Source organism: Moritella sp., from assembly GCF_033791185.1.
Classification (GTDB): domain Bacteria; phylum Pseudomonadota; class Gammaproteobacteria; order Enterobacterales; family Moritellaceae; genus Moritella.
This window is the reverse complement of the sequence record NZ_JASJHF010000266.1, coordinates 1-9,718: the sequence shown is the minus strand read 5'-3', so window position 1 is coordinate 9,718 and position 9,718 is coordinate 1. Positions and strand designations below refer to the sequence as shown.

At 42.8% G+C, this 9,718-nt stretch carries 8 protein-coding genes; 3 read left to right on the top strand and 5 right to left on the bottom strand.

Annotation, left to right across the window (positions count from 1 at the left end; translation table 11 throughout):
- The 5 genes from QNK26_RS15270 to QNK26_RS15250 all read right to left on the bottom strand — a co-directional run.
- Window positions 1-1,587 (bottom strand): vWA domain-containing protein (locus tag QNK26_RS15270; protein ID WP_319224637.1); only part of this gene is annotated, 1,587 nt, incomplete at its 3' end.
- Window positions 1,580-2,575 carry a VWA domain-containing protein gene (locus tag QNK26_RS15265; protein WP_319224635.1) on the bottom strand — a complete coding sequence of 332 codons (996 nt, stop codon included), beginning with the start codon at window positions 2,573-2,575 and terminating at the stop codon, window positions 1,580-1,582. The genes QNK26_RS15270 and QNK26_RS15265, both read right to left, overlap by 8 nt.
- Window positions 2,575-3,054 carry a DUF4381 domain-containing protein gene (locus QNK26_RS15260; protein WP_319224632.1) on the bottom strand — a complete coding sequence of 160 codons (480 nt, stop codon included), beginning with the start codon at window positions 3,052-3,054 and terminating at the stop codon, window positions 2,575-2,577. The genes QNK26_RS15265 and QNK26_RS15260 overlap by 1 nt, the downstream gene beginning before the upstream one ends.
- A 5-nt stretch (window positions 3,055-3,059) precedes the next feature.
- The gene (locus tag QNK26_RS15255) at window positions 3,060-3,995 is read right to left on the bottom strand and encodes a DUF58 domain-containing protein (RefSeq protein ID WP_319224631.1); all 936 of its coding nucleotides are present in this window, start codon (window positions 3,993-3,995) and stop codon (window positions 3,060-3,062) included.
- 13 nt (window positions 3,996-4,008) lie between these two features.
- Window positions 4,009-4,965, bottom strand: coding sequence for a MoxR family ATPase (locus QNK26_RS15250; protein ID WP_319224629.1), 957 nt, complete (start codon window positions 4,963-4,965; stop codon window positions 4,009-4,011).
- A gap of 366 nt (window positions 4,966-5,331) precedes the next feature.
- On the opposite strand from QNK26_RS15250, the gene fadI reads away from it, so the two are divergent.
- The 3 genes from fadI to QNK26_RS15235 form a co-directional block, all read left to right on the top strand.
- Window positions 5,332-6,642, top strand: a complete 1,311-nt coding sequence (fadI, locus tag QNK26_RS15245) for an acetyl-CoA C-acyltransferase FadI (protein ID WP_319224627.1) — start codon at window positions 5,332-5,334, stop codon at window positions 6,640-6,642.
- Entirely contained in the window at window positions 6,642-8,774 is a 2,133-nt protein-coding gene (fadJ, locus tag QNK26_RS15240) for a fatty acid oxidation complex subunit alpha FadJ (RefSeq protein ID WP_319224625.1), read from the top strand. The genes fadI and fadJ overlap by 1 nt, the downstream gene beginning before the upstream one ends.
- Window positions 8,775-9,449: 675 nt before the next feature.
- A partial coding sequence (locus QNK26_RS15235) for a hypothetical protein (RefSeq protein ID WP_319224623.1) occupies window positions 9,450-9,718 on the top strand: 269 nt, incomplete at its 3' end.

The following is a 9,718-nucleotide window of genomic DNA, read 5'->3' as shown; positions in this document are numbered from 1 at the left end:
GTCTTGCTGGCTCTGACTGTCTTGCTGGCTTTGACTGTCTTGCTGGCTCTGACTGTCTTGCTGGCTCTGACTGTCTTGCTGGCTCTGACTGTCTTGCTGGCTCTGACTGTCTTGCTGGCTCTGACTGTCTTGCTGGCTCTGACTGTCTTGCTGGCTTTGACTGTCTTGCTGGCTTTGACTGTCTTGCTGGCTTTGACTGTCTTCGCCTTTATCACCTTGCTGTTGTTTTTGTTGCTGTTTTATTTGCTTGGCGAGTTCTAGATTACCTTTGGCATCGTTATTTTCAGGATCTAGCTTTAATGCTTGCTCATAGGCGTTAGCTGCTTCATCAATATTACCCAGTTGCATTAACGCATTACCTTGATTATATAAAGCATCACTACTGTTATCATCAGCCCACAGATCGATAGCTTGCTGGTATTCACCGGCTTTATACAAGGCGCTGGCTTGCCAATTCGGATCAGAGAAAGTGTCTGCCGCTTGTTGATATTGCTTACCTTGATACAGTAATGAGCCATTTTCGTTACTGTTTTTCCAAATAGAAGTGTCAGCTGCGTAGCTTGATTCTGGCTGTAGTAACAATACCAGGAAGAAACTGAAAAATAGTTGTTTACGAAAACTAAATGCCGCTAATAATGCGATCAAAGGCAGTAACCAAATACCATCATCGTTACGTTGCTCTGTGGTGAGTTCGGTTTTTTGATTGTTTTGACTATTTTTGAAACGAGAAGGGTGGTTAAATAAATCACTTAACGCTTGGCTACCATGGGTTATTACTTGTACTTTTCCTGAATTGGCTTGCGCAGTGTCTGTTAATAGACGGGCGTCAAGTTGCGGTACGACAATCGTGCCTTGATTATTTTTAAGCAATTGACCATCACGCAGTTTAATCGGCGCTCCTTGGGCGGTGCCTAACCCAAGAATCGATAAGCTATAATCCGTGTCTGCTAATAACGCGTTGATGCTCTCTGCTTGAGCCGGATTTATACCATCAGTGACCAGTAATATTTGGCCCTGTTGATAACCTGCGTTGGTTAGTAGTTCGATTGCTTGACGAATACCTGCGGTAGGTTTTGAGCCTTTCACAGGCATAATTTCTGGAGACAAGTTTGGCAACAAGTTCAGTAGAGTGCTGGTGTCTGTGGTTAATGGCGAGATTACAAAGGCGTCACCTGCGTAAGCGACCAAACCTATCTCACCTTCTTTAGTCGCACTAAGGATATCGGTACTTTTAAAGCGTAACTGTGCCAAACGGTTGGGTTTAAGATCGGTTGCGCGCATAGATAGCGACATGTCTAATACCATGACTTTCGCTTGCGAGATGCTAGCCACAGGACGTTCTGTATAGCTAAAACTTGGGCCTGATAATGCAATTGTGGTCAGTACCCAAATACAGGCTAGCGGTATAAAGAAATTATTCGATTTTGTTGTTGGTTGCTGTTGGGCCAGTAAAAATTTAGCTATTTCAGGGGATAGCACGGTATGCCAACCTTTTGCTTGATCATTTTTACGGAAATACCAAGCAAGGACGATGAGTGGCAATAACGCCAATAGCCATAATGGACGTAATAACATAAAATCAGTCATGGCTCTTATTCCTTGACGTAAATAGCTGGCCTTGACGTAAATAGCAGGCGAAAATGGACAATAATAATGCGATTGCTAATGGCCAATGAAATAGATCGGTTTGTGGTCTAAATTGTTGTTGCGCTTGTTCAACCGGTTCTAGTTTGTCTAGCTCGGCATAGATATTGGCTAAGCTGCTGGCATCATGAGCCCGGAAGTACTGCCCACCAGTTTGCTCTGCGATGGCCTTTAAGGTTACCTCATCCAGATCGCGTGATGGGTCGACTTTCTGGTTGCCGAATATAGTGCGTTTGTAATACGCATCAGCACCGACACCTATGGTATAGATTTTAACACCTTGCTCTTGGGCAAACTTAGCCGCTTCCAGTGGTTTTACTTCACCGGCGTTATTTTGACCGTCAGTGAGCAATATCAATACCTTTTGCGGGTTGTCAGCGGCATCAAAGCGTTTTAAAGCCAAGCCAATACCTTCACCAATCGCGGTTTGTTCACCAACCAGACCGAGTACCGCTTGTTGCATATAACCACTCACTGTTTTCAAATCAAAAGTCAGCGGTGCTTGTAAATAGGCATTATCAGCGAAGAAGATAAGCCCAACACGATCGCCTTTACGCTGTTGAATAAAATCAGCGACCACGGTTTTTACTAGGGATAAACGATCAATCATGCGGTTATTGATTTGCATATCTTCAATCTGCATCGAGCCTGACAGATCAACCGCTAGCATCATTTCACGACCTTGCTGGGGAATTGATTGTGGTTCACCGATCCACATCGGACGTGCAGCTGCGATCACCAAGCATAACCACATTAAGGTTAATGGCACGATGGCTCGGGCTTTTTTACTGGTAGTGCTTGTCGCTGTCTCAATGTAAGGCAAATTTGGTAATACTAAAGGGGCTTGTGCTTGACCTGCTGGGCTAAAAAAGCGAATAAGCGCAGGCAAGGGTAGTAGGACTAACAGCCAAGGCCAATTAAATTCAAACATTACTGGTTCTCCACAGGCATAAGCGGGGTGTTCTTGATCCAGTCTTGGCAAGTTTTAAAGTGCGATGCTTCGGCGCGTATGTTTGGCTTCGCGCTGTATAAATCAAGCGTCCATGCCGCGGCGTTATCGATGAAGGCGCTAGACATTCGTTTTTTAGAACTGGCTTGTTGATCAAGAAAACGCAACCAGGCATCACCGTGTAAGGAAGCGACTGCCTCACGCGAGAAGCTGGATAATACGATGCGTTTAAGTAGGTGGTGTAAGTCGTTTACCTCGCAACCTTGTTGTTGTAATAGGGCTAATTCAGCTAGGGCTAAGCGGGTTAATCGGGTCTTTTTAATGTACTGCAGTACAGCATAAATGGCTAAGCCGCTTATTAATACGAGTACGATAATAACTAGCCACCAATACAGTGATAGTGGCCAGGCTGATACTGGCGTGGGTAAATGAATATCTTTTAATTGGGCTAACGGATCCATGCGCTTTATTTACCTTTACTCTTATCTTTAATCTGGCTAAGTAATGATTCACCACTGCTTATTTTGTGGTGACGAATACCGTAGCGATTCATTACTTGTCTTAATGCTTGCTGTTTAATATCGGCGTGTTGTTGATATTTTTGACGACTGCTCGCGTCACCTGGACTAACAAAACCGTGCTGCTGACCGTCTGATACTGCCAGACGCACATTCGCGGTAACGTGAGGGAGAGACAGTTCTAAGGGATCAAATATTTGCCACGCTTCAATTTCATTATGACGTTTTAATAATGCTAATTGCTTTTGTGCTTTGTCATCAAGATTAAGAAAATCACTGATGATCATAATGTGGCTACCGGTTTTACACAGTATACGTAACCGGGTGAGGGCACCTGCTAGTGATTCTGGCGTAGTAGTACTGGCGTTCGCGCGCTGAGCTTGAGATAACGAGAGTTGAGCATTATGTAAGGTCACTGTCTCACTCAGTAATTGCATAATACCGCGCTGTTGGCGCTGGGGTTTTAATTCTTTATGGCCAAACTCACCAATGATAATACCGCCAACACGATCACTTTTGTGCTTTGTTGCCCAAGCCAGTAATGCGGTTAGGTGGCAGGCCTGTACCGATTTTAATCGATACTGACTACCAAAATACATACTCGATGACAGATCAAGTAGCACATAAACAGGGCGTTCTTTTTCTTCACTAAACAGCTTACTGTAGGTTTTACCTGTGCGAGCCGTTATACGCCAATCAATACTGCGGATGTCATCGCCGGGTTGGTACTGACGACACTCATTGAACTCCATTCCGCGGCCTTTGATTGGCGACAGGTGACCGCCAGCAAGTTGTGCTCTTGCTAAGGTCTTGTTCGCTAACACGCTATTAGCTTGGTAGCTATATTGTTGTAGCTCTTTTATCGTAACCTTGATTGCTGACATAGACTAACTCAGTTTACGAAAATGCAATTAATGACAGGATACGGTCAATAACTTGATTTGCGGTGATGCCGTCTGCTTCCGCTTCAAAGCTCAGTAACAAGCGATGACGTAGGATCGGATACAGGCAAGTTTGAATATCTTCAGGTAATACATGGTCACGACCGTGTAACCAAGCGCGAGCGCGTACACAACGAGCAAGAGAAATCGTTGCACGTGGACTTGCGCCGAAGGTGATCCAACTGGCGAGTTGCGCATCCAAGGTATCTGGATTACGGGTTGCCATAATCAAATCGACAAGATAGTGCTCAAGCGCAGGGGCTAGGTGGATGTTAAGTACTTCTGTTCGCGCTTGCATGATTGCTTGTTGGCTAATTTTGGCAATTGGCGTGCTGGTATGTTGCTGCGCTTCTTGTGTTGTTAAACGCAAAATTTGTAATTCAGTGTCTTTATCTGGGTAATCAATTTCCAGATGAAGCATAAAACGATCCAGCTGCGCTTCCGGTAACGGATAGGTACCTTCTTGCTCAATGGGGTTTTGCGTTGCCATTACCATAAACAGCTTTGGTAATAACATGGTTTTGTTGCCAACGGTTATCTGCTGCTCGGCCATAGCTTCTAATAGAGCAGACTGTACCTTAGCTGGTGCACGATTAATCTCGTCCGCAAGTACAATGTTGTGGAACAGAGGACCGGGTTGAAAATCAAAGGTGCCGGTTTCGGCGCGATAGATATCAGTACCAGTTAAATCCGCTGGCAGTAAATCAGGTGTGAATTGAATACGATGGAAGTTGGCTTCCAAGCTATCGGCAAGTGCTTTGACTGCACGTGTTTTAGCTAATCCGGGTGGACCTTCTACTAAGATGTGGCCATCTGCGAGCAGCGCGATTAATAAATTGTCGACAAGTTTTGCTTGCCCAAGAATTTGGCTGTTAAGATAGCCTCTTAATTGATTAAAGTTCGTTTTTGGCATAATTATCTATCGTATAAAGTTAATATAAACACTAGTTTACCGACAATTGATTGACTGTAAAAGTTCAAACTTATTTTATAGAGAGCTTTGCAAACGTTTTATAAAAAGCTTTTACAGAACTTTACTAGTAATGACTATTTTATAGTGTGCATGGTAAGTAATATATCTACAGAAAAAACCTGTTTAGGTTGATATGACTATTATTTAGCATTATTTTTTATATACACAATATTTTCTTTTAGATCACAGATTTAAGATGAAATACTCAATTTTCAAACTAATGTTTGAATATTGTGACCAAAAGGTTAATATTGACTTAATTTTATGAGGTCTGACCTCTCTTACTTAACGGAATGAGGATAAGTGATGGCTAAACCACAAAGCCTAACCACCCGCAACGGCGATCGTATCGCGGTGGTCACTGGTTTACGTACCCCATTTGCTAAACAAGCAACTGCGTATCATGGGGTTCCAGCATTAGATTTAGGAAAAATGGTTGTTAATGAGATGCTTACTCGTAACGACATTGATCCTAAAATTATTCAGCAAGTTGTATTTGGACAAGTAGTGCAAATGCCAGAAGCGCCAAATATCGCACGTGAAATCGTATTAGGCACTGGCATGGAGAACAGTACCGATGCATACAGTGTATCGCGTGCATGTGCGACAAGTTTCCAAGCTATTTCAAACGTTACCGAGTCGATTATGGCTGGAACGATTGACTGCGGTATTGCTGGTGGTGCAGATTCATCTTCAGTTGTGCCAATCGGTGTATCTAAAAAGCTTGCTCATCAGTTAATTAATTTAAGTAAAGCCAAAACGACGGGTGATAAGATCAAGATCGCTCGCCAACTTAGCTTAAAAGATTTACTGCCTGTCGCGCCAGCTGTTTCTGAATACAGTACTGGTATAACGATGGGGCAGACTGCTGAACAAATGGCTAAGTCTTATAATATCTCGCGTCAAGCGCAAGATGAATTTGCTCACCGTTCTCACACGCTTGCAGCTAAAGCGTGGGAAGAAGGTAAGTTAACAGACGAAGTAATGACGGCTTACCCAGAGCCAATGAAGTCATTTATTTCTGAAGATAATAATATTCGTAAAAATTCATCAGTTGAAAGTTACGCTAAACTGCGTCCTGCATTTGATCGTAAGCACGGTACAGTTACTGCTGCAACGAGTACACCACTCACCGATGGCGCTGGTGCGGTATTACTGATGAGTGAGAGTCGTGCAAAAGAACTTGGCTTAGAAGTACTGGGTTATATCCGTAGCCATGCTTACTCTGCTGTTCGAGCTGATATTGATGGTCTAATTGGTCCATCATATGCAGTACCTGTCGCATTAGATCGCGCAGGCATTACTTTTAACGACTTAACATTATTTGATATTCACGAAGCATTTGCAGCACAAACATTAGCAAATTTACAGTGCATTGAATCAGATATCTTTGCTCAGCAAAAACTTGGTCGTGGCGAGCGTATCGGTACCATTGATGAAAGTAAATTAAATGTACTTGGCGGTTCACTGGCATATGGTCATCCATTTGCAGCAACTGGCGCACGTATGATCACGCAAACATTACGTGAATTGAAACGTCGTGGTGGTGGTCTCGCATTATCAACAGCGTGTGCGGCTGGTGGTCTAGGTGTAGCAATGATTGTGGAGAGTGCGTAATGAGTCAGCAAGATAAAACATTTTCACTTGAGATCCGTGAAGATAAAATTGGCGTTCTAACAATGGACGTACCCGGCGAAACGATGAACACTTTACGTGCAGAGTTCGCTGATGAAATCTCTGAATTAATGAAAGATATTAAAGCCAATGCAGACCTGCAAGGCTTGGTTATTATCAGTGGCAAGAAAGACAGCTTTGTTGCCGGTGCTGACGTGACTATGATTGATGCGTGTGAAACAGCTGCAGCGGCAGAGCAGTTATCACTTGAAGGCCACCGCGTTATGGGGGAACTGGAAGCATTAAATATTCCGGTCGTTGCTGCTATCCACGGTCCTTGTTTAGGTGGTGGTTTAGAGCTAGCCCTTGCTTGTCATATTCGTGTATGCACAGAAAGCACTAAAACCGTATTAGGTGTACCAGAAGTTATGCTGGGTCTATTACCTGGTAGTGGTGGTACACAGCGTCTTCCGCGTCTAATCGGTGTGGCGAAGTCGCTTGATTTGATGCTTACAGGTAAACAAGTTCGTGGTAAACAAGCGCTTAAAATGGGCCTTGTCGATGACGTTGTGCCTGAAACGGTATTGCTTGAAGTGGCTGTTAAATTAGCTAAAAAAGGTAAGATCGAACGTAAGCTAAAGCGCGACCTTACCAGCAAGCTATTAGAAACAAATAAATTTGGTCGTAACATCATGTTCGATCAAGCTGCAAAGCAAACATTCTCTAAAACGCGTGGTAACTACCCGGCACCGGAAGCCATTCTCGAAGTGGTTAAAGTGGGTCAAGAAAAAGGTTTTGAAGCAGGTTTAAAACTTGAAGCAAAACGTTTTGCTGAATTAGCCATGACATCTGAATCTGCATGTCTACGTGGTATTTTCTTTGCGACCACAGAGATGAAGAAAGAAGACGGCGTTGAAGGTGTGGCACCGAAGAAAGTGAAAAAAGCAATCGTATTGGGTGGCGGCTTAATGGGTGGCGGTATCGCTAACGTTACGGCAACTAAAGCGAAAGTACCTGTGCGTATTAAAGATATAGCACCACAAGGACTGCTTAACGCCCAAAAATACACCTATGACATTCTGAATAAGAAAGTTAAACGCCGCTTTATGTCTAAAGCTGAAATGCAAAGTCAACTTGCTATGATCACCGGTACTACTGAGTACACGGGTGTGAAGAGCGCTGATATTGTTGTTGAAGCGGTATTTGAAGATTTGAAATTGAAGCACCAAATGGTGGCGGATATTGAAGCTAACTGTAACGAAAATACCATTTTCGCATCAAACACGTCTTCTTTACCTATCACTCAAATTGCATCTGAAGCAAAACGTCCTGAAAATGTTATTGGCTTACATTACTTCAGTCCAGTGGACAAAATGCCACTTGCTGAAATTATTACGCATGAAGGCACGTCTGACCAGACTATCTCTACAACGGTTGCATTTGCCCGTAAACAAGGCAAAACGCCAATCGTTGTTAAAGATGGTGCTGGTTTCTATGTAAACCGTATTTTAGCGCCTTACATGAATGAAGCTGCACGTTTGGTATTAGAGCAAGAGCCTATTGACGTGGTTGATAAAGCCTTGGTTGATTTTGGTTTCCCAGTTGGCCCTGTCACGCTTCTTGATGAAGTTGGTATCGATGTTGGTGCTAAGATCGGTCCAATCTTAAGTAAAGAGCTAGGTAGCCGTTTTGAAGCGCCTACTGCGTTTGACAAGCTACTTGCAGATGATCGTAAGGGCCGTAAGAACGAAAAAGGTTTCTACTTATACGGTAAGAAAGCCAAGAAGGGTAAAAAGCAAGTTGATGAATCAATCTACAAGCTATTTAACCTGAAACCTGAAGCAACAATGGATCCGAAAGCACTTGCTGAACGAGCTGTATTATTAATGCTCAATGAAGCGGCACGTTGTCTTGATGAAGGTATTCTACGTAGCGCGCGTGATGGTGACATCGGTGCAATCTTTGGTATTGGTTTCCCACCATTCCTAGGTGGTCCATTCCACTACATGGATTCTATCGGTATTGCTGAACTTGTTGACAAGCTAGAACGTCATCAAGATAAATACGGTGAGCGTTTTGCGCCGTGTGACTCGCTTAAAGCAATGGCGAAAGAAGGTCAGAAATTCTATAACTAATCGCGAAATGGATTAGTTTATATAATTAAAAACCGCGTTAGATGTGAATCTAACGCGGTTTTTTTGTTTGTAACTTATTTTTGCCCCTTTTCGTGTTAGAGCTGTTGCTCCGTCACAATATGTTCATGTCAATTTTCCATACATTTTCTCACGTGATGAATTTGTCATATCGCAAGGTATACGCGAATCTTATTACGAGACAAATGGTGACCCTGTCTTGGTTAGATTAGATATTATGCAAAGGAGTTCACTTTCCTGTAGTACTTGTATCCCATATTACAAAATTATTAGAAATAAGCATTTCAATTAGAATCGATGCGAAAGGAAAATTCACAAAGACAGTGCAAAATTATCCATCTAGAATTGAGGGAGAGTCGGTTTTAAAGTGTCAATACGAGGCTTAGAGGTGAGTTTTTCTCTGAGTTGTGAATCGCTGACCTACACATCGTTATGAACATAATCACCTTTATGTTCAATAGCCCGCATATCGACAAATTTATCTCTAGATCAAGAAAGCCTCCAATTAGGAGGCCAAATTCAATGAACTACTACATTCCAGTGGCCTAAGTGTGAACGTCGTAACACCGAATAAGTCTACCTAATGCTAGACTTATTTAAAGTATCTAGTTGTCACTTATTTTTCTGAATTTATAAAATTATATAAAAGAGCCTCATATGAAAGCAGGCATAAAACTTTTTAAACACGCAGCATCTGTAGAAACTGCTAAAGCTCATTATCCTCCCATTTTGTTGGTTCCCGGTGCATACTGCGGTGCTGAATTTTATGATAATAATTTTGTACCGCTATTCAATAGCTATGGCTTTGATTGTTACACTCTTTCTTTCCGTGGTCGTAATAGTTCTCGACTTCTGCAACTTACGATCACACTTAAAGACTATTTTACTGACCTTGAGAAAGCGATCGATTTATTGCCATCTGCGCC